Source organism: Peribacillus sp. NPDC096379 (assembly GCF_044762875.1).
Taxonomy (GTDB): Bacteria; Bacillota; Bacilli; order Bacillales; family DSM-1321; genus Peribacillus.
The window spans coordinates 262,778-283,051 of sequence record NZ_JBIWFD010000001.1; the positions used below are offsets into that span (position 1 = coordinate 262,778).

Genomic DNA, 20,274 nt, shown 5'->3' on the forward strand with positions numbered 1-20,274 from the left:
AATGTAATTGAATGTTATTAAACTTTGTAGTGCTTTCCTATAGAAAGGAGAAAATTAATAAAAGTACATTGCTGTGAAACCATGACAAAACAGGTCAACTTTAAATGCGAGGAACATTCTAATCCATTTGATTGTCCAGATAATCAAAGTGTTGGTTTGAAATAAAGTCACGATGTTTATAAAAAAGATGAGATATTTTGAATAAAGTCGCGACGATTTTAAAAAAAGTTGCGAAGCTTTACCCCTTTGAATTTTTATCTAAAGGGGTGTTTCGTTGTAAAAGTACTAACTTAATTAAGTAGTTCAGTGTAAACTGAATTTATAGAAATAATTGAATGATATATGGAAGTTTGTGAACAAATGTACTTAAACTAAGAAGCAGAATAGTTGAAGAAAATATTGGGATATTCCGGTAAAATATCATTAGAGGGAGGGATGGTTTTGAAAGAAAATAAACAGGCTCTGTATTTCAATATGATTTGGGTACAATCGGACCTGTACTCATTCTTTTAGCTGCAACGAGGTATATGATTAAAGAAAATGATTATATCGGATACATAAGTATATATATTGGCTTTCTATTAACGATTATCTATATCAATTACTTAGAAAAGAGAGCAGGAATAAGTAAAAAATTGACTTGGATTAGAGTTATTGTATCTATGATTTTATTTCTTTCTTTTTCATATTTCTTATTCAAGTAACGGGAAGCTATAGCGCCATAAAAAGGCCGCCAATTGGCGGCCTTTTTTACAATTTTTTGAATGTATGAAAATATGCAAAATCATACATTCAGAAAAAACCCTTATTAAACTAACTAGCAGTTTAGTTTAATAAGGGTTCCATTTAAAAAGGAACCGCGATTGGCGATTCCTAAGATTATTATTTATTTGCTGCGTTTATGGTACTAAGTGAATTGTTAAGTGCTGTTTTACACTTGTTTACATCAGGATTCGATGAACGAACTGCTGCTAATACAACATCAATTGTTCCATCAATTTTCGTCCATGTAGCGCCATCGATTTTTCGAAGCTTAGGTTCCTGTGTGTCCCATTGATGTTCTAATTCATCTGCCCTTTTTTTCGCTGAAGCAAAGTCATTTTTGTTTACAGTGTTTAGTATATCATTTTCGATTTTTGCAAAATCGTTTAACTGTCCAGATAATGTAGTTTGTGAGGCACCAGATTTTGATGTTGATTTATTTGCACCTTTTAAGACACTAAGTGAATTAGTAAGTGCTGTTTTGCTTTGATTAATATCAGGTTTTGAAGAACGAACCGCTGCTAGCACAGAGTCAATTGTTCCATCAATTTTTATCCATGTAGTGCTATCAATTTTTCGAAGCTTAGGTTCTTGTGTATCCCACTGATGTTCCAAATTATCAGCGCCTTTTTTTGCTGAAGCAAAGTCGTTTTTATTTACAGCGTTTAGCATATCATTTTCAATTTTAACAAAATCATTTAATTGACCCGCTAATGTAGCTTGCTCTGCAGCACCTTGTGATGCAATATTATTACTGCGCCAGTTATAACCACCTATACCAACAACTAAGAAAATCACGAGTACAACAATCGTTTGTGTTAGCACATGTTTCTTATTTGCATTACTTTGGTTTGTTTCCGCTATATCACTTTTAGCATTTGTATCAATTTTTGAAACGGCAAGGAAAACGATGATTGCTAAAATAGCGATAAGAAAAATCACACTCGTAACGGTTGTCCCGAGTCCTAATCCGCCATTTACTTTTGGTTGAGATAGGTAATCTCCAATTGACGCTCCAAGCGGACGAGTTAAAATATACGCAATCCAGAAAGCTAATACTCCGTCAAGTTTCAAAAATTTATAAGCTAAGAACACAAGAGCAATAATAATAACAACGCCTATTCCTGTGTTAAGATAACCAAAACCAAGTTGTTCGGAATATAAATCGCCGACCGCTGTTCCAAGTGCAAAGGTGAAAAGGACCGTAAGCCAGTAGAAAACTTCTCTTTTTCTAGTAAAAATCGAGTGGATCGATAGTGTTTTTTCACTAAGATACCAAAATAGAAAAGTCAGTCCTAGTAACACCGAGAATACAGCTGTACTAACCTCAAGTGGTACGCCCATATTATCTGTCAAATTATCCGTTACAAGTGTTCCAAATACGCTTATAAGAACAACTGTTACCCAGTAAATGGCTGGAGCATATTTGTTTGCTTTAAATTGAAAAAACAATGCAATAAAAAACGCAACTCCCATAATAATGGTAGTAAGAGTTAAACCAAGTCCAATGTTGAAATTGATGTAATCAGCAAATGTTTCACCAACAGTTGTACACAAAACTTTGATGATCCAAAAGAAAACCGTCACTTGTGGCACTTTGTTAAGTAAAATTTTCATTTTATTTTGGTTTTCTTGCATATATAATTTCCTTTCTTTAAAGTGGTTTCCCACAACTTAATTTTATTTCTCTCTCTAAATAAGGATACCCATCCAAATCCAAATTAATCATTAAGGAAGCCTGCGCTGTTTCTCCCACAGTGGTTGCCATAATCTTGACGATTCCAAAAAATATGGTGACTTGTGATTCTTTGCTTATCATTTACCGACCTGAAGGTTGGACCATTTCAGTTTGTTCAGAAAATGCTAAGTTTTCTTTAAAGGAACTCATCTCCTTTTTGGAAGTAGTCATTGTTACAAAGCAATTTCCATCTCTTATTTTCATTTGAAATGATGTTAGTCTCTATTATATTAGAAATGGGGGGGCTATTTATTAAAAACTGATTAAAATTAACTTAAGTGTCTATTAAGTATAAGCGGCATTTTCTTATTGTACATACGGTCCAGGAGTGTTGAAGAAGGGAAAGTAATTTTTCATACTGGGAGGAGAAAAGGATGAGAAGGGATTACTTGAAGTTATTTTACCAGAAAGGGTAAATATTAAGCTTTCAAGTCTATCCCAATTTCATTGTTGATGGTATCTCAATCTTTTCCTTATATTATCCATTCATCAGGTTTTACAATATTGTAAAACCTCCTTTCGGAAAGTTTGTGAAGAAATATACTTAAAGTAACGGGGGGGGGGCTTTAGTTGAATAAGTATTACTGAAATGATCAAACTTTTTTATAAAATCCAAACTTAAATCTGCTGAATAAGAATCCAGTTTGATCAATCTTTTTTCAAAATGGATTCTTTTTATTTATTGTAAAATGTGGGTTTCGGAGATGTTTATAATCAAACTTTATTTTAAAGCTAAACAAATATATTACAACGACAAGTTTGGTGAGTATGGGTTAATAATTCATGATGGTGGGACATCTAGTTTAATTATAGACGATTGCCCGTGGTGTGGCACAAAATTGCCAGACTCAAAAAGTGATTTGTGGTTTGATACTCTTGAACAATTAGGTTTTGATGATCCGTTTGAACTAGACATTCCTAAGAAGTCTAAATATGCTGAATGGTACAGAATGTAATAGAGGTTGTTCAAAAAGTCTGATAAAAAAGCTTGCGAATTGCAACAAAGCGCATCTTTGACCTTCTGTTAAAATCGTGCACGTCCGTTCCTCGCGTATTACTGCATCGATCACACCTCGAACTTCTCGACTCTTTTTAATCTCCTTTTTGAACACGTACATTAAGTCTGATTTGTGGCCGACTATTTGCAGGGAAATTATGATCACCGCTTCGGGTACTTACGAACACGATGAGGAAAATTGAAGATGACCAACTCGAAGAATGTGTGCCAGTGATGGACACAAAGGATGAATTCTTACAGCCGAGTTTAATTTATTAATAGATAAATTTCTGTATTTGGCTATGTTTAATCCAATACGGTTTTCTTTCTTGTTTTTGCTTCCAGTAAGGTGATTTATGTAAACTAGCTTGTTATATTCTTCAATAAAATAGGAATTATAGTTGAAATACCTAGTACAATCTGTTGTGTGCAACGGGCTTCCTTCTTAGAGTGTTGTTTGTGTTAAATCCAATTTTAGCAGAATCATTAAGTAATTTAATCTAATATTCATTAAATTTTCATGTAAATAATGTATTGTTTGAATTGTATTTTACGAAATATTAGAGAGGAAGTAACAAGGCTTATGATGGGGTTCATTACAGCATTTTAAAGAGGACTTTTGGTGTCATTGATTACCGATGTTGAGTAAAACAAAAAAGGGGATGAAATCATTGGTGAAAACTCCATCTATTACTAAAGCAACCGCATCACGAGGCCGGCAAATGTTGAACAAGGTTCCAGAAGTCACGCTCTACTTCTGGATTATCAAGATTATGGCAACGACCGTAGGAGAGACGGCTGCAGACTTCCTAAACTTTAACCTGCACTGGGGATTGACTAATACAACCTATCTTATGGCTATCCTCTTTCTTATCACACTGTTTTTCCAGTTCAGGGCGAGAAAGTATGTGCCAGGGATCTATTGGCTCGCAGTCGTGCTTATAAGTGTTGTCGGCACACTAGTCACGGACAATCTCGTGGACAACTATGGGGTCGCACTAGAGACGACCACCGTTGTCTTCGGTCTTGCGCTACTAGCAACTTTTGCGGTTTGGTACGCGAGTGAGAAGACCCTGTCTATTCACTCAATCTATACGACAAGGCGGGAAGCGTTCTACTGGTTGGCCATTCTATTCACCTTTGCCTTGGGGACTGCAGCTGGTGACCTCATAGCAGAGGGACTCAACTTAGGCTATTGGATTTCAGCTCTACTGTTCGCTATAGTAATCGGGGTGGTGACCCTCGCCTACTACTTTTTCAAGATGAATGCAGTGCTGGCCTTCTGGATTGCCTACATCTTGACCCGTCCTTTCGGCGCCTCTCTTGGCGACTATTTGTCACAATCTCGTCATGCTGGTGGTCTTGGACTGGGTACGATGGGTACTAGCGCAATTTTCCTCGTAATCATCTTAATCTTGGTCATCTACTTGACCAAGACGAGAATAGACGAGAACCCGCGATTGAGCTCAGAAGACTAAAGAACGAGCTGATTTTTGTTTCGTACATTTTTTAATAGGAAAAAAAAGAGAGCTTTCGTTGAAGTGGATAGAAGGGTGTCTCATAAGGGTCTGACCTCGCACTCTAAATCAGTATGTAATGTTTCATACGCGTATCTTGTACTGTATTTAGTTGTTGCGGGGTCTGACCCTTTACTTCAAAACACTCCCCATTTCAATTAGTTTCTGGTATACTTCCTAACCTATTAGCTAATAACTTATAAATAGGCACTTTGTAACAGTTGTTTGTTAGACTGAATCTGGGTTATATAACCGTCTTTCTTATATTGGGATTTTGGTCTCCATGATAGAAAAAGTCTATTCCTACACGAATATTTGTGTACGCATCGATACAAATTGTAGCGTACATTACTATTTTTACATCGGAGAATAGTAGCATGTCTTGTACTTACATAAGATATAGATAGCCATGGAAGGCAAGCGAGGAGAAACATATGAGGTGAATAAGTATGAAAAGTTTAAATAAAGCAAAGATATTTCAATTAATAAAAGTTATTTTTCCATTGATTTTATTAGTCCTGGCGGTCTTTGAAATGAAAAAATTTACAGGAAACATAGACGTTCAATTGGTACGTCATGAAGTAAGCCAATTGCATTTTGCTATGACGCTTTTCGTTCTTTTACTTGCATTTTGCTCCATTTTTCCTATGGTTTTTTATGATGTATTTTTAGTGAAAATATTAGGGATTAAAGTTCCTTTGAAAGAATTGGTAAAAAAATCTCTTGTTGCGAATACCTTTTCAAACTTAATTGGTTTTGGAGGTCTTGTTGGAGTTGCGTTGAGAACCTATTTCTATAATGAATACGAAGATGATAGGAAAAGACTGGTGACGAAAATTGCTTTTGTTTCACTTTTTACCCTTACAGGTATCTCTTTGCTTTCCTGGATTGTACTTGTCGCTTATAGGAATTCCCCTTTTATTCAAGATACAAGATGGCTTTTTTGGGCCGTTGTAGCCGTAGGTATGTATTTGCCGATTTTTATCATTGTCCATATTATCCAACGCAAAAAGGCAACTGGTTCAGCTACTGATTTTGGAGTTGTAATAAAACTACTCCTTGTTTCTTTGCTTGAGTGGATAAGCGCCTTCCTTGTTATTTGGTTATTAAGTTTTATTTTGAAGCTACCCCTTTATTTTAACGATCTTATTCCTGTTTTTATCGTTGCTTCATGTGCTGGTATTATCAGTATGATTCCTGGGGGCTTTGGATCCTTTGACTTAGTCTTTATTTGGGGAACTCATGCATTGGGTGTTCCGGATGAGAAGGTGCTAGTCCTCCTGCTATTTTATCGTATTGGCTATTTTATCCTTCCTTTTTTCGTAGGAGTTTTTCTTTTTATCAAAGATTTTTGGAACAAGTGGAATAAATCATGGAACAATCTTCCCAATGTGATCATAGTGAGGATAAGCCATGTACTATTAACCTTATTGGTCTTTTTTTCAGGAATTATTTTGCTTCTGTCAGCTGCAGTACCAGGAATTGTTGAAAGATTACAAATTACTCAAGAGTTTTTATCCTTTCCAATCATGAATATCTCTCATCAGCTCTCCGTTGCAACTGGTTTTATTCTGCTCGGTTTATCCCGAGGTATTCAGTATAAGGTGAAACGGTCATATCCGCTAACGATGGGTGTCTTATTTTTGGCTGCCTTATTTTCATTCTTTAAAGGATTTGATTATGAAGAAGCATTGTTCCTTTTGATTGTTATCGTGCTCCTGAGAATGTCCAAAAAACGTTTTTACAGGGAAAAATTGATATTAAGCTGGGGGAAAATGATTTTTGATATAGCGGTGTTTGTCATGATTACCTTCATGTATGTTTTAATTGGATATCTAAATTTACCTTCCGCCAAAATGAAAGTGAATCCAAAGCTGTCGCCTTTTGTGATTCAAGATTCTCATGATCTATTTACTAGTGCTTTAATTGGCTTGCTTATCGCCTTATCTATTTTTATCGCAGGTTATTTGTTAAGTCGGGATAAAAAATGGAGTATGGAAACATCCCTTGTTCAGGAAGAGAAAATTACGGAACACTTAGAAAAATTTAATGGAACGGTTCTAACCCATTTAATTTTTTTACATGATAAATATATTTATTGGAATAAAAAGAACAACGTCATGTTTTCGTATCAGATATATTCTGACAAGCTTGTGGTTCTTGGAGACCCTATTGGTGACCGTGATGAAATGCTTCTTGCAATAGAAGAATTCCGAGAAACGTCGGATCTTTATGGATTTACACCTGTTTTTTATGAGGTCAGCAATACGATGCTCCCTTATCTTCATGAAAATGGGTATGACTTTTTTAAACTCGGTGAGGAAGCTTATGTTGATTTAGACAGTTTTTCATATAGTGGGAAAAAGATGAAAGGAGCCAGGGCAGTAAAAAACAAGTTTGAACGAGAGAATTATCATTTTGAGATTGTTGCCCCTCCTTTTGATGAAGATTTCATGAAGAAACTTAGGGGAATATCAAATGAATGGCTCAAAGGAAGAACGGAAAAAGGTTTTTCCCTCGGTTTTTTTGATGAGGATTACCTTAATAAAGCTGAGATTGCCGTTGTAAAAGATGAAGGAAAGAGGATCCTTGGATTTGTAAACATTATGCCAGTTTATGATAAAAAACATACGGTCTCTTTGGATTTGATGCGATTTGGTAAGGATGCACCCTCTGGGACAATGGACTTTGTTTTTCTATCATTATTTGAATGGGCAAAAGAACAAGGATATAAATCCTTTAATATCGGGATGGCCCCATTATCGAATGTTGGGATTTCAAAGTATTCATTTTTAAGTGAAAAAATAGCTTCTCAAATATTTATGCATGGTCAATTTCTCTATTCTTTTCATGGTTTAAGAAAATTTAAAGAAAAATATGCCGATACATGGCAACCTAAATATTTAGCTTACCGTAAAAAAACGTCATTACCTTTTACTATGACACAAATTACCTTATTGATTGGAAAGAAAAGAAAAAATTGAGACACTAGTTATTAGAAATACTAATGTTTGGCATGATTTGAAGTATGAGGTGTATGAATCGATTGTGCAATTGTCGGCTTCTTTTCAAATAGGATGTTTGCTTTTTAGCGTGTTACTTCCCGAAATGATGTTGAAAACTTTAGATGGAGCATTTAGGATGTAGTTGTTAAGTGAATAGACGATGATTTTAGTTAGATGAGGCTCCTATGCTGGAGATATGCTGCTATTAGAAACGTCCAAAGACGCCAATGGTCAACAGGAACATCGACCTAAGGTGTTTTTTTATGCAGCTAGAACATCCTGGTGCATAGTGCAAAGCGTAACGATTGATGGATTGTATGGACGTTTATATACTCTAACTTTAGCATTATGGACTATATTAATTTTTATGATATGGCATCAAATCTATGTAGAAAAAATATATGAATTTGGGTACACGCAACAAAGAGTAGAGAAAATTGGGGTAAATTAAGGAACGGTAGCGTACCATTTTGTTTTTTTCACCGGTTAGTTGACCGGTGAAAAAACAAAGTCTGACTTTATCTCTTTATTTCAAAGATGGGAAACTCTAAACATTGTAAATCAAAATAAAGAAACGCCCTGTAGTGATCAACAGAGCTTTCCAACGGTTAACATATCTAACTAAACTATAACTCTCTACTAGTGAGGAGTGACAATGGCATCTTATCCTATCTAATGTTTATTTAAAGATAACAGCCATTATTTCGTCTATCGTCATTCCACTATCTACTTCATAAGTACCTGGACGTAACTTGTTAGATAAGCCACGATTTTCCACTTCTTTCGAGAAATTAATCTCAGGACCAATGCTTTTTGTTGATTTAAGGATCTTTTCAATATCAATGCTAGTCATCCCTTTAGATACTGACAAAATGGTACGATACACGACCTTTTCCTCGGCTGTTTCTGCCTCAGTTGGTTCTTCTTTTATCTGCTCTTTAGGTGTTTCGTTGGCAGTAATTTGCTTTTTCCACTCTTCTTCTGTTTGAACGATATAGCCATCAGCGGTTAATGAGTTGATCATTTCGTCTTCTGATGGTATTTTAGCGGATTGTACATTGTTCGAACCAAGGAGGTACACAATCCCGCATATACTGGTTGAAAGTATAAGTCCACCGGCAAAGCTACGCATTAATTGTGCTTTCATCGACAACATCGCTCCTCTCATCCTTTGATTTTATGTAGGGAGCTAGTAATCTTTTAATCTCATTCTCATTCAGTTGGCTTTTTTCGGCAATGCTTTCCAATGAATATCCGCGCCTATGTAAGTCGATAACCTCACGCAATACAAGCCGCTGTTTTGAAGCTCCTGTTTTTTGAGCAATTATTTCAGTATCTATCTCGACGTTTTGAACTTTCTGTTGTAACTGATTTAATTCTTTCAAAAGTGAAATCGTAAATTGTTCCATTTTTTGTTCTGCCTCTTGTTCCGCTTGCTTTGATTTAATAAACGACAAGATAAGTAGAACAACTGCTGCCCCAAATAAAAGGGCTAACGTCCATACCATCATTATGTGACACTCCTTAACTAGAATCTATTTTTCTGCATTGTCTTATTATACATCGCTATAAATAACAATTCGAATTAATAGTAGAAAATAAAGCAATAGTCTTAAAAAAAGTGGTTAGATCGTGCTAGTTCGCTCCAAAATATTGTAAAAATGATTATTTATTGAAAACGGTCAGTAAAAGCTACCGATCGAAGAATGAATTAAAGGAAGAGATAGATACTAAAAATGATTGGAGGTGTAAACATGGAGCAAAAGCCTAATCATTATGATGGTAGCGTTTCTTTTGACTATGCTGTAAACAATGAGTCTCATTCAAATGAACCTTATCAAATAACAGATGAAATGCGATTAAACATTGGCGGTAACCCATATTTCTTTGAAATTAAATAAATAAGAAATCATCTTTCTTAGCATTGGTAAAGTCTATAGGGTACTTTTCTAACTGCCTTTACTTGTTTTGAGAAGTTCTTTTAGATGAAATCATGCAAATCTTGGTTCATTTTTTGTTTTTTGCTCAAACATACGATAATAAATCTAAAAAGTAGAAGGTGAAGGCAGCATGGTAAAATTATTATACATCACAGCTCATCCTAATGATGATACTCAATCTGTCAGTATGGCAGCGGGTAAAGCATTCATTGAGACATACAAGGAAGTACATCCAAATGATGAAATCGTTCATCTTGATTTATATCAAGAACATATCCCTCATCTCGATACGGATGTTTTCAGTGGCTGGGGGAAACTCCAATCTGGTAAAGGATTTGAAGAGCTCTCAGCAGAAGAAAAATCCAAAGTGGGACGTCTGAATGAACTGAGTGAACAGTTTATGTCCGGGGATAAATATGTATTTGTAACCCCCTTATGGAATTTCTCATTCCCTCCAGTAATGAAAGCGTATATTGACTCTGTTGCCGTAGCGGGAAAAACATTTAAATATACGGCTCAAGGTCCAATTGGTCTTTTAACAAATAAGAAGGCCCTTCATATTCAGGCGCGTGGCGGTGTATATTCAGAAGGTCCAGCAGCTGAAGTAGAAATGGGTCATCGCTTCTTAAGTGTAATTATGAATTTCTTTGGTGTGCCTTCTTTTGAAGGATTATTTATTGAAGGTCATAATGCTATGCCCGATAAAGCACAAAAAATTAAAGAAAATGGCATTGCTCGTGCTAAGGATTTAGCGCATACTTTTTAATTAAATGGAAGAACGAGAGGCTAATTCAAAGATGGGTGTCAAAACGTTTTGATCCTTGTTTTAGATTAGCCTCTTTTGTATAAAGGACATGGAGCGGGGCTTCGCAACTTATTAATATGACTAATCTACTTAGCAAGTATCCTTTTTTAATATAGAAAGTCTTTAATTCCGGCTTCGCACTGGCACCATTGTGATGAGGTGAGTGCAACGTGACACTTGATTAATCCTTCATGGTACATGGTGGCGTTTTGTAAACAACTTAAATAACCGAATAAAAATAAAAATAATTTTCTTCTCTTTTAAAACCAATTTTTTCGTACAGACTTTGTGCGGGAATATTTTCTACATTTGTCTCAAGTAAAACTCCTTTTGAACCTGTTTCCTTAGCAAAGTTAATTGCTTCTTTTAATAATTTCTCACCAAACCCTTTTTTTCTCGCAGTTTCTTTCACATATAAATCGTTTAACACCCATGACTTTTTCATACTTAATGAAGAAAATGATGGATATAACTGAACAAAACCAATCGGATGATTCTCATCAAAGGCTATAAAAACGACGGATTCTTCGTTCATTAATCTTGCTTTTAAAAACTCCTTTGCCCCTTCAATATTAGACTTTTGTTCATAGAACTCTCTGTATAAATCAAACAGTTCTGTTAGCGGATCAAGCTCATTTAATGTTGCTTTTTTAATGCACATGTATGGTTCCTCCTAATATCGTTATAAGAGTAATCTTAATTTACAAACGATTCAAAAACAATGGAATAGTAAGAAAAATAGTAATGATGCACGCTATCATCCTAGTTGTTTCCGTTTACATAGGCGATGTTTCCGTTTTCAGCGGCTTTGTCAAAAGGGCTTCCATACACGATAATAAAAGCATACCATATAAGAAAGGGGATCATTTAAATGAAGAAATATGTAAAATCAGTAACAGATGCAATGAAGGTTTATGGGGAAAAATATACTAAAGTTTGGAATTATGGCGTGAAAATGGACGAAGCAAAGAAAAAGAAATAAAACGTAATGAGAAAAAATCATATTCATAAAAAGACTAATAAAGTAAGGATGGATATAGTGAATTTATCTGGTCAAAATTATCAAACTACTTCATATGATTAACCGATTCTCAATAATAAAATTGAGAATTTTTTTATGCCCCCAAAAATGGCCTTCGTAAATACATAAACAAATAACATTACTAGTATATCGAGCAAATAGCTCCGATTTTAAGTTTGATCACATTACATAAAGGTAATTATTATCAAAACTACATCTTTAGTTTAAAGACTACCAACACAGGATAATTAAGTAATGTAAGCAAGATAAAAATCTATTATAGGAGTGATTAATATGGCTAACAACGATAACAAAATGAGTCGAGAAGAAGCTGGTCGCAAAGGCGGAGAAGCCAAGAGAAATAACAATTAATTTGTTTATAGACTGAGGAGTTGTCTATTGAGATGACTCCTCGGTCTTTTTTTATTCTGTCATTTTTCTCGTTCTTGTCACAATATCTTTGGACTGTGTAGTAATAAAGTCAATTTATGGTGTTAAAAACTGTCTTATTATGTTACCCTTTTTTATAAAAATGGTTACATAAAGTAAAAGTAGAGTCTTATTTACTCATTTAACGGGTGCGATTAAGTACACCGTGTTCTAAGGGTGTAATAATTTAAAAAGGAAGTATTGCTTTCACTTGGAATAAGGAAAGGCAAAGTTTAAGAGGGCACTTATACTGAGGAAATTTTCATAAAATCAATTAGTATCATTAGAAATGAGGAGTGAAGTGAATGGTGAAATATATAATTTTTGATTTTGATGGAACACTCGCCGATTCAAAAATGGCTTTCATCTCAAGTTGGAATATTCTTGCTGGAAAATATCGCTTTAAAGAAATAAAGTTTGATGATATCGAGACTTTGAAAAAACTTTCGATAAAAGAAAGATGTAAATTGTTAAATTTTCAAATGTATAAGCTGCCAATCATCATTCCTCAATTTTATAAATTATACCGAAAATCAATAAATGATATTAATTTGTTTGATGGAATTAAGGACATGTTATCCGGCTTAGAGAAAAAAGGATATAAAACAGCGATCATCTCTTCTAACTCAAAGGAGAATATATTATTTTTTTTAAAACGCAATCAAATAGACTGTGTAACAAATGTGCTTTGTTCTAGCAGTTTATTTTCAAAAGATAAACTAATTGAAAAGTTTTTAAGAGAGAATCAATTGGAGTCTTCTGAAGTGATTTATGTAGGTGATGAGAAACGAGATCTAGTTGCTTGTAAAAAAGCAGGAATTAAGATGATCTGGGTAAGTTGGGGGTATGATTCAATAGAAGCGATTCAAGGGGAGAATCCCGACTATAAGGTGCATAAACCTTCAGAAATATTGACAGTTATGTAAGTAATCTGTGTGTAGTATATGGGGGCGCTGCTTGATCGGAAGGTCGTAAAGATTGAACCGTGTAGTGATATTTGTGTCCGGAGTTAACCGATATAGAAGGAGAGTGATTGCGTTGGATGCGAAATATATTACATTTTATGAGTTCGGTCAACCAGAAGCAGTATTAAAAGTGGAACATAAAAAAATTCAGCGCCCTAAAGAAGATGAAGTGCTTGTGCGAATGTTAGCACGGCCTATTAATCCCTCAGACTTAATTCCGATTAGAGGAGCGTATTCCCAGCGTATTGCACTACCTGTTATTCCTGGTTATGAAGGAGTGGGGATCGTAGAAGAGGTGGGTTCTTTAGTATCGAATCATCTTGTTGGGAAGCGGGTTTTACCTTTAAGAGGAGAAGGTACTTGGCAAGAGTTTGTCAAAACATCCGCACAGTTTGCCGTTCCAATCCCTGATACGATGGATGATTTTATCGCTTCTCAGATGTATATAAATCCAATTACAGCATGGGTAATTTGTACAGAAGAGTTGAGATTGCAACGAAATGATATTTTAGTCGTAAATGCTTGTAGTTCTTCAATCGGCCGAATCTTTGCCCAATTATCGAAAATACTTGGCTTTCGGTTAATTGCGGTAACGAGAAATCATACATATACAAAAGAATTACTGAACCTTGGCGCGAGTTATGTCATCAATACATCTGAAACACCATTGCGTGTAGCGATGATGGAGATTACCAATGGACGTGGTGCTGATGCAGCGATTGATTCTATAGGTGGTTTCTCTGGTACTGATTTAGCTTATTGTGTACACCCCGATGGGATCTTTTTATCGATCGGTCTTTTATCGGGCGTTCAAGTAAATTGGGCAGAAATTGTCCATCAGGCAAAAGTAAAAGCGAAAATCTTTCATTTACGGCATTGGAATAACAGAGTATCTACGGAAGCTTGGCAAGAAGCCTTTCAACAGATCATCACATTCATACAAGACCATAAATTAAAATTAATGATGACAGATTCTCAATATGATTTAGTAAACGTAAAAGAAGCGATTACCGTTGTTGAAACTTCTAAAGCTCGCAAAGGGAAAGTGTTTTTAACAAGCTGATAGGAGAGCATTGAATGAGGAAATAAGAATTTCGAAGTGATTCATGCGTGCGATCCAAAACTGTAGACCCATCCCATCATGATTGTCCAAGTAAGAGGATGAACCGATTTACAGGGTCATTTGATAAAGGGATATGCTATGAGTGGTGTTCATTTTTGCACGATATTCATTGGAGCGGATCTGGGAGACACCTTGTGCAAAAGAGAGCGCCAAGGAGACTCCCGTATTGACCGCAGAAAGAGAATGCTTTTCGCTCCAATCAACAGGCAAGTTTTAAGATAAATACTTAGCTTGATTTAATTTTGGTGCTTCTCTATTACAAACGTTTTGAAATGGACACGTTGGGCATTCATTTTCGTTATAGATTTCACTATAAATAGCTGAATCTTCTAGAAAATGCTTCATTAACAGTAAATAACTTGTTCCTTCATCAAGCGTTTCTTGTGTCGGACGAAAGATATGTTTCTTTTGGTCAATTAAAGTGATCACTTCAACCCGTGTTGGACGTATTTGAAAAACTTTTTCCGAAAATACTTGAATTAAGAAATAATAAAGCTTTAACATTTCTTGATCAGCTTGAACTACATACTTCTTCACAACAAATGAGGAGTTAGAAAAATTAACTACATCAAAGGTTAAAGCGAGATCAACGTCTAGTTCTTGAATATGAGTTTTATACTTTTCAAATAACAGTAGAGGTGGATCTAGATTTGATACTTCTGTTAAATCTTGTAATAAATAATCCGTTACTTTAGCCACTACTTGATAATATTGAATGTTGGATTCAAAAAATTGTGGAGAAATCTTCAGCCAATGTTGTTCTATTAACTCAAGCACTTTTGTTGCATGCCGGTGTTCAATTGGGAGTTGATAATAGGCGTACACAATCCGGTGAACGACTTGTTGAACGACCTTCCTCCAATCTAAAGGAGACTTCTTCTTTTCTATATATTCGTAATAAAACTTATATGGGCAAAGAATGAAATCTTTTAAGTTTTGTTCTGTTATCGTACGGATTGAGATCATATGATTTTTCATTTCAAGATGCCTCCTAAGAAGTTGCAGTGATATTTAATCTGTACATTTCTTGAGAAAAACCTTACCAAATTGTTTGCAGCGTTCAACATCTTCACCGATAGGATCGAGCTGAACCTTTAAACCTTCAAGTACTACATCAGCTCCACATTCTTGCAATTTATTCATCAATGTATCAACAGCTGCCCCAAATTCGGGATAGAATGAATCACATGAACCAAAAACAGCTGCCTTTCTACCAGCTAAATTTAGTTGATCCATCTCGTCATAAAAATCTAAAAACTCATATGGGAGATCGCCGTTTCCCCAGGTATAAGCACCAAGTAAGATTCCGTCATATTGTTCAAGCTCAGAAGGGTCAGCTTCAAGCACATCTTTTACAAGGATATCGCCACCCTCTTCTGTTATCGCTTCTGAAATAATCTCCGCCATTTCCTCTGTATTTCCTGACATACTAGTAAAAATTAAAATATATTTTTTCATTCTTATGCTCCTCGTTGAAGTTATTTATCGTTTTAAAGTTAAGATTCTAAGCAGGGGATAAGTAAATAGAAGACGATGAATGTTTACTGTGATGGCATACGCAATAAAATTTTTTGATGAATTGGAATTCGACTGAATGCTGAATACATACATAAATACATGTACCTATTACTCTACGTTTATCCCGCATTAACGGAAAGTCAAGCCCCCTACCTCAAGGCTTAGAGAAATCGAAGAAGCGTAGGTGGGGGACAACAGCCTTTACTCTAGTTGCGGCTCCTAGCCCCTCGAGGTCATAAGCTGTAATACTCTGTGATTCATTGAATCGGGTTCGTAGTGTCGCTTTATCGAAGATTTAGCGACACTAGAACGGGACTAACAATCAGTGGGGGATGAAGAAAACCCCACTGATTGAAGTTTCACTTTATATAGTTATACTTGTCTAAACCTTCATCTTCCCCACAACATGGACATAAATCATCATAAATCGCACATTTCTCTATATAACCGCAATCATTACAAATCAAGACAAACACGAAGTCATTAATAGGAAATGATTTTATTGGAAGCCACCTCCTTGCTGAAAACGATTATCAATTACCTTCATTCTAATTGATAATGATTATCAAAATCAACAATTTATTATTTTTTTTGCAGTTTTTGACGCATAGTAACAATCGTTTAGATGTTTGTATGGAGGAATTTACATAGAAATTGGCAGTTGCTGTAGTTTTTATTAGTCATGATACATGATTTAAATTTCAATGAGGTGTTATAAAAATACAATTGTATTTTTCAGATTTACAGTTGTTTTTTGATATGGTAGTATATCAATATCGATTTAGAATTTTCTAATTTAAAGGTTTTTTCTGTAAATTTAGTTTTTTTATTATAATGAAAATTTTATTATTAAATATTAGTGTTTTTTGCACTTATACTTCTTTAGGGGATGAACGCTCATGAGTATCCAAAAAAATACAAATTCGTTAAAGGCAGCTGAAATAGTAGAGCAAGCAGTTGGAATATATGAAGAAGCTGTGAGATTAAGAAGAAAAATCCATGAAAATCCTGAGCTTGGATTTGAAGAGTATCAAACGGCTGAAATGATCGCGACTTATTTACAAGAGCTCGGAATTGAAGTGACAAGAGGAGTCGCTAAGACAGGTGTTGTTGGAATTCTACGTGGAGTGAATGAAGGACCGATACTTGCTTTGCGAGCGGATATTGATGCTTTACCTATTCAAGAGAAAACAGATGTAAGCTACAAATCAAAAAAATCAGGGATTATGCATGCTTGCGGACATGATATGCATACCGCAATGTTACTTTCTGCCGCTAATATTTTATCTCAAAATAAGCAACATATTTCGGGCACAATCAAATTTATTTTTCAACCTGCTGAAGAGATGAAGGGCGGAGGAATCATGATGGTTGATGAAGGGGTATTAAGTAATCCTCCCGTTGACCATGCTTTTGCATTTCATGTTTGGCCTGAGTTACCAACTGGAAAATATGGATTTAGAAACGGTGCGATTATGGCAAGTATGGATACTTTTGATGTTGTTTTAAAAGGTAAACAAGGTCATGGGGCAGCACCTCATCAAGGAGTAGATGCAATTGTAGGTGCAGCTCATGTTGTAACTGCTCTACAAACAATTGTTAGTCGGGAAACAGATCCAGTAGATTCGGTCGTTATTACAATCGGAACAATTGAAGCGGGGGATGGCTATAATATCATTCCTGAAAAAGCTAGTTTTAAAGGAACTGTACGAACACTTAATGAAAACACTCGTAAGGAAGTAGCGGAAAGTATTCAACGAATTATTGAAGGAGTGGCTTCTGCTCTTAAATTAGAAGTTGAAATAAACTATAACTTTACAGTTGGGTATCCTGTTACTATGAATGATCCAAAATTTAATGAACATACTTGTGCTATTGCTACTGATTTATTTGGAGAACATTCAGTGCAGTGGCTGAGTAAACCAAGTATGGCTAGTGAAGATTTTGCTTTCTATTTAGAGAAAGTCCCTGGCACATTTGTCTTCCTGGGCGTAGGAGAAAATTCAGAGAATCCTATGAAGTTGCATAGTGACGTATTTTTACCAGATGAAAAGGCGATGATCCAAGGAATTTCCCTTATCGTTGGACTAGCAATAAATACTACTGAAAAAATTCAATAAGATAAAAAAACATCTATGAAAATGATGTAAAAGGTTAAAGTTCTAAACATTCAATCACCAAATGAAGGTGGCGGTGCTGAGCAGATTTTGAAAAGGTACCGCCCTTTTGCACCGGAAATAATCATCGTTTTTTTCTGAGTTAGCACAATTTACAGAAATGGAGTGAAAAAAATGCAAGACAATTCTTTACGTAATTGGAAAATTCATTTATTTGTTTTGATATTAGTATGTTTGACAGAATTTATCGGCGTAAAAACGCTTAACATAGGAATTGGAGCAATTGCGTTATTTCCAATGTTGTATGCATTAATTATCGGAGCAATTATTAGTTTACCGTCTTTAAAAATTTTAAAATTGAAAGAAATGAATATAGCCGCCAATATTTTAGGGATTTCATTCATGCTTTTTGTAGCCAAATTAGGCATGTTAATGGGACCATCATTACCAAAGATATTTGAGGCGGGACTTTCTTTAGGATTACAAGAAGTAGGACATTTTGCAGGGACAATCTTATTGGGGCTACCAATTGCTTTACTACTTGGGATGAAAAGAGAAGCAGTCGGTGCCACTTTTTCAATTGATCGAGAACCTAATTTAGCCATTATTGCTGAAAAATACGGCTCTGATTCACCAGAAGGACGGGGAGCACTAGGAGTATATGTTTGTGGTACTTTATTTGGGGCTTTATATCTGTCAGTGTTAGCGAGTTTTATGGCCCAAACTGGTTGGTTTCACCCTATTTCACTAGCCATGGGTGCTGGTGTCGGTTCAGGGAGTATGATGGCTGCTATGTCTGGTGCATTAGCCGTTATATTCCCGGAATCGGCAAAGGATATCGCTATTTTTGCTGGTGCCGCTAACTTAATTACAACCATTTTAGGGACGTATATTTGTGTATTCTTTTCTCTGCCATTTACAAACTATTTATACAAAAAACTTGAACCTATTTTGGGGAGAAAATCAAAACAAGATCAAATGAAAAATATTTGAGTGTAGGACATAAAAGAGGAGATTTTATATGAAAGATAAAATATTGACTTTTGTAATGATTGGAATAATAGCCCTTATGGGAAATTGGATTGGATACAATGTTTCTCCTATTGATGCATTACCAGGTATGATGATTATTGTTGCGGTTACGATATTAGGGTTCTTTTTCGCTAAAATATTCCCCATTAAATTACCAACCGTTATTTGGGTGTCTATGTTAGCATTATTGATTACAACTCCCATTTTCCCTGGAAACGAATCAATCGTTAAAGTAACAGAACAAGTGAATTTTATGGCCTTAGCAACACCTATTTTGGCGTATGCTGGCCTTTCTTTCGGGAAAGATTTGAAAGAGTTTAAAAAATTAGGATGGCGTATTGTTGTCATCTCACTAGTTGTATATACAGGGACGTTTTTATTATCTACTCTAGTAGCCGAAATTGGTTTTAGATTAACGGGTAAATTTCATTAATTTTTCGAGATCGTGTAACAAGTGGATTTTGTAGGGGAAACGGAACTTACTGGGAAAAAATCGTAACACCTGATAATTCAGGTTATGAAAAAGCGAGTGAAATGCATGACTATTTCACTCGCTTTTTCTGTAGTTAATTATGGCTGCTCTTCAATCAAAGGTTTTACTTGAAATTCTTGTTCAACGTGGTTCGTCATTAAGTCATACACTTTAGATTCCAATTCTTCAAGATCATCTTCTTCAAGATTGCCATGTGGTTGAGGATGGAACCATTGAATTTCTTCATTATGGAAAATGCCTTGATAATTATCGCCTTCATGATTCAGTTCAAATTGATGACGCTCATGAACTTGATCTTCAAACAAAGGTTTCACTTTAAAATCTTGATATACATGGTTTGTCATTAAGTCATGTACCTTGGCTTCCAAATCAAGCAGATTATTTTTTTCAAGTTGTTGTTTAGGTTGAGGATGTAACCATTGAATTTCTTCATTGTGGAAAATCCCTTGATAATTAACGCCTTCAAAATTAAGTGCAAACTGATGACGTTCAGGAACTTGACCTTCAAGCATTGGGTTTACCGTGAAGTCTTGATCCGTGTGGCTTGTTAACAAGTCATACACTCTGGATTCCAAATTTTGAATGGAAACTTCTTCTAGTTTAGTATTCGGTTTGGGGTGAAGCCAATGTATTTCTTCATCGTGAAAAATCCCTTGATACGTATCTCCTTCAAAACTAAGGGTAAAGTGTTGGCGTTCATGAACTTGATCTTCAAATAATGGTTTCACTTTAAAATCTTGAATCATTATCAAAACCTCCTGTAATAGTTACTTTTACTATTTTTCCCTAAATGGTTTTAAATTAATCGATAT

Annotated in this window: 20 protein-coding genes and 1 riboswitch; of the genes, 13 read left to right on the forward strand and 7 right to left on the reverse strand. The window is 35.3% G+C overall.

The features are described from left to right. Positions 1 to 57: 57 nt before the first annotated feature. The gene (locus ACIQZI_RS01360; protein WP_403071959.1) at positions 58 to 165 is read left to right on the forward strand and encodes a DUF6980 family protein; all 108 of its coding nucleotides are present in this window, start codon (positions 58 to 60) and stop codon (positions 163 to 165) included. Between the two features lie 314 nt (positions 166 to 479). Continuing rightward, on the forward strand, positions 480 to 704 hold the full coding sequence (locus tag ACIQZI_RS01365) for a hypothetical protein (RefSeq protein WP_403068422.1): 225 nt from the start codon (positions 480 to 482) through the stop codon (positions 702 to 704). Between the two features lie 178 nt (positions 705 to 882). On the opposite strand, the gene ACIQZI_RS01370 is transcribed toward ACIQZI_RS01365, so the two are convergent. Then, entirely contained in the window at positions 883 to 2,400 is a 1,518-nt protein-coding gene (locus tag ACIQZI_RS01370) for a COG4705 family protein (protein ID WP_403068425.1), read from the reverse strand. Positions 2,401 to 2,519: 119 nt separating this feature from the next. Between ACIQZI_RS01370 and ACIQZI_RS01375 the strand changes: the two genes are divergently transcribed. The 4 genes from ACIQZI_RS01375 (at position 2,520) to mprF (ending at position 7,998) form a co-directional block, all read left to right on the forward strand. Beyond that, a complete protein-coding gene (locus ACIQZI_RS01375) occupies positions 2,520 to 2,708 on the forward strand; it encodes a hypothetical protein (RefSeq protein WP_403068428.1) in 189 nt (62 codons plus the stop codon). 496 nt (positions 2,709 to 3,204) lie between these two features. Continuing rightward, positions 3,205 to 3,456 carry a DUF6980 family protein gene (locus ACIQZI_RS01380; RefSeq protein ID WP_403068431.1) on the forward strand — a complete coding sequence of 84 codons (252 nt, stop codon included), beginning with the start codon at positions 3,205 to 3,207 and terminating at the stop codon, positions 3,454 to 3,456. Between the two features lie 703 nt (positions 3,457 to 4,159). Further along, positions 4,160 to 4,975, forward strand: coding sequence for a COG4705 family protein (locus ACIQZI_RS01385; protein WP_403071962.1), 816 nt, complete (start codon positions 4,160 to 4,162; stop codon positions 4,973 to 4,975). A 488-nt stretch (positions 4,976 to 5,463) separates the two neighbouring features. After that, positions 5,464 to 7,998, forward strand: a complete 2,535-nt coding sequence (mprF, locus tag ACIQZI_RS01390) for a bifunctional lysylphosphatidylglycerol flippase/synthetase MprF (RefSeq protein WP_403068434.1) — start codon at positions 5,464 to 5,466, stop codon at positions 7,996 to 7,998. Between the two features lie 180 nt (positions 7,999 to 8,178). Continuing rightward, a riboswitch (M-box (ykoK) riboswitch) is annotated at positions 8,179 to 8,335 on the forward strand. 363 nt (positions 8,336 to 8,698) lie between these two features. Here the strand turns inward: mprF and ACIQZI_RS01395 are convergent. Both ACIQZI_RS01395 and ACIQZI_RS01400 read right to left on the reverse strand, forming a co-directional pair. Beyond that, on the reverse strand, positions 8,699 to 9,166 hold the full coding sequence (locus tag ACIQZI_RS01395; RefSeq protein ID WP_062176179.1) for a hypothetical protein: 468 nt from the start codon (positions 9,164 to 9,166) through the stop codon (positions 8,699 to 8,701). Next, a complete protein-coding gene (locus ACIQZI_RS01400; protein WP_253722323.1) occupies positions 9,144 to 9,530 on the reverse strand; it encodes a hypothetical protein in 387 nt (128 codons plus the stop codon). Before ACIQZI_RS01400 ends, ACIQZI_RS01395 begins: the two co-directional genes overlap by 23 nt. Before the next feature lie 243 nt (positions 9,531 to 9,773). On the opposite strand from ACIQZI_RS01400, the gene ACIQZI_RS01405 reads away from it, so the two are divergent. Next, a complete protein-coding gene (locus tag ACIQZI_RS01405) occupies positions 9,774 to 9,920 on the forward strand; it encodes a hypothetical protein (protein WP_172796808.1) in 147 nt (48 codons plus the stop codon). Positions 9,921 to 10,089: 169 nt separating this feature from the next. After that, positions 10,090 to 10,725: an FMN-dependent NADH-azoreductase gene (locus ACIQZI_RS01410; RefSeq protein WP_403068439.1), complete on the forward strand. Its 636-nt coding sequence runs from the start codon at positions 10,090 to 10,092 to the stop codon at positions 10,723 to 10,725. 259 nt (positions 10,726 to 10,984) lie between these two features. On the opposite strand, the gene ACIQZI_RS01415 is transcribed toward ACIQZI_RS01410, so the two are convergent. Continuing rightward, a complete protein-coding gene (locus ACIQZI_RS01415) occupies positions 10,985 to 11,425 on the reverse strand; it encodes a GNAT family N-acetyltransferase (protein WP_062176184.1) in 441 nt (146 codons plus the stop codon). A 1,094-nt stretch (positions 11,426 to 12,519) separates the two neighbouring features. Between ACIQZI_RS01415 and ACIQZI_RS01420 the strand changes: the two genes are divergently transcribed. Next, positions 12,520 to 13,140 (forward strand): HAD-IA family hydrolase, encoded by a 621-nt coding sequence (locus tag ACIQZI_RS01420; RefSeq protein WP_403068443.1) that lies wholly within the window; start codon positions 12,520 to 12,522, stop codon positions 13,138 to 13,140. A 112-nt stretch (positions 13,141 to 13,252) separates the two neighbouring features. Next, positions 13,253 to 14,242 (forward strand): zinc-dependent alcohol dehydrogenase family protein, encoded by a 990-nt coding sequence (locus ACIQZI_RS01425; RefSeq protein ID WP_403068446.1) that lies wholly within the window; start codon positions 13,253 to 13,255, stop codon positions 14,240 to 14,242. A 273-nt stretch (positions 14,243 to 14,515) separates the two neighbouring features. Here ACIQZI_RS01425 and ACIQZI_RS01430 read toward each other — a convergent pair whose 3' ends face one another. Together ACIQZI_RS01430 and ACIQZI_RS01435 are read right to left on the reverse strand one after the other, a co-directional pair. Then, on the reverse strand, positions 14,516 to 15,280 hold the full coding sequence (locus ACIQZI_RS01430; RefSeq protein ID WP_403068449.1) for a PD-(D/E)XK nuclease family protein: 765 nt from the start codon (positions 15,278 to 15,280) through the stop codon (positions 14,516 to 14,518). Between the two features lie 33 nt (positions 15,281 to 15,313). Then, complete coding sequence (locus ACIQZI_RS01435; RefSeq protein WP_403068452.1) at positions 15,314 to 15,760, reverse strand: flavodoxin; 447 nt, start codon at positions 15,758 to 15,760, stop codon at positions 15,314 to 15,316. A 959-nt stretch (positions 15,761 to 16,719) separates the two neighbouring features. Here ACIQZI_RS01435 and ACIQZI_RS01440 point away from each other — a divergent pair. From ACIQZI_RS01440 to ACIQZI_RS01450, 3 genes are all read left to right on the forward strand, one after another. Continuing rightward, positions 16,720 to 17,940: a M20 metallopeptidase family protein gene (locus ACIQZI_RS01440; protein ID WP_062176201.1), complete on the forward strand. Its 1,221-nt coding sequence runs from the start codon at positions 16,720 to 16,722 to the stop codon at positions 17,938 to 17,940. A 171-nt stretch (positions 17,941 to 18,111) separates the two neighbouring features. Beyond that, positions 18,112 to 18,930 carry a DUF3100 domain-containing protein gene (locus ACIQZI_RS01445; RefSeq protein ID WP_403068454.1) on the forward strand — a complete coding sequence of 273 codons (819 nt, stop codon included), beginning with the start codon at positions 18,112 to 18,114 and terminating at the stop codon, positions 18,928 to 18,930. Positions 18,931 to 18,958: 28 nt separating this feature from the next. After that, positions 18,959 to 19,402 carry a hypothetical protein gene (locus tag ACIQZI_RS01450; protein ID WP_062176207.1) on the forward strand — a complete coding sequence of 148 codons (444 nt, stop codon included), beginning with the start codon at positions 18,959 to 18,961 and terminating at the stop codon, positions 19,400 to 19,402. A 137-nt stretch (positions 19,403 to 19,539) separates the two neighbouring features. On the opposite strand, the gene ACIQZI_RS01455 is transcribed toward ACIQZI_RS01450, so the two are convergent. Beyond that, the gene (locus ACIQZI_RS01455; protein WP_403068457.1) at positions 19,540 to 20,208 is read right to left on the reverse strand and encodes a DUF5342 family protein; all 669 of its coding nucleotides are present in this window, start codon (positions 20,206 to 20,208) and stop codon (positions 19,540 to 19,542) included. Positions 20,209 to 20,274 lie beyond the last annotated feature (66 nt).